Origin of the sequence: Mycobacterium sp. E3251, from assembly GCF_001666835.1 — a bacterium.
In the GTDB taxonomy this organism is placed as follows: domain Bacteria; phylum Actinomycetota; class Actinomycetes; order Mycobacteriales; family Mycobacteriaceae; genus Mycobacterium.
On sequence record NZ_LZJF01000058.1, the window covers coordinates 1 to 650 of the forward strand.

At 77.7% G+C, this 650-nt stretch carries 1 pseudogene; it reads left to right on the top strand.

What is annotated here, in order from left to right:
* A pseudogene (locus A5697_RS07630) lies at positions 1-650 on the top strand (selenocysteine-specific translation elongation factor); the annotation flags it as partial.

Sequence of the window (650 nt, forward strand, 5' to 3'; positions counted from 1 at the left end):
GCGGCGACACCGTTCGGACACCGGGCGTGTGGCGCGACACCGCGGAGATCGACGTCGCCCTGCGCTCGGCGGGCACGCTGCACCGCCAGCTCGTGCTGCACGTCGGGTCCGCGGCCGTGCCCGTGCAGGTGCGCCAGCTGGGTGACGCGGCGGCCCGGCTGCGGCTGGCCAAGCCCCTGCCGCTGCGGGTTTCGGACACCGGGCTGCTGCGCGATCCCGGCGAGCACCGGATCGCGGCCGGGATCGAGGTGCTCGACGTCCGGCCGCCGGCGCTGCGCCGCCGCGGCGCGGCCCGGGATCGTGCCGCGGAACTGGCAACCGGCCGCGTCCGTCCGCCCGATTACGCCCGGGCCGACGAGCTGCGCGCGATGGGCCTGCCGCCTTCGGGGCTACGGGTGGGCGACTGGGTGGTGCAGCCGCAGTGGTGGGCCGCGCGGCGCGAGTGCGCGACCGCCGCGGTGCGGGGCTGGGCCCAGGACCATGACATCGCGGCGGGAATGCCGCTCGAGACGTTGCGACAGCGCGCCGGCCTGCCCGCCGCGGAACTACTGCCGACGCTGCTGGAGGGCACCGGCCTTCAGGTGGTCGACGGGTTGGTCCGCTCGCCGGGGGCGGCCCTGCCGGCCCGGGTCGACAAGGCGGTGCGCACC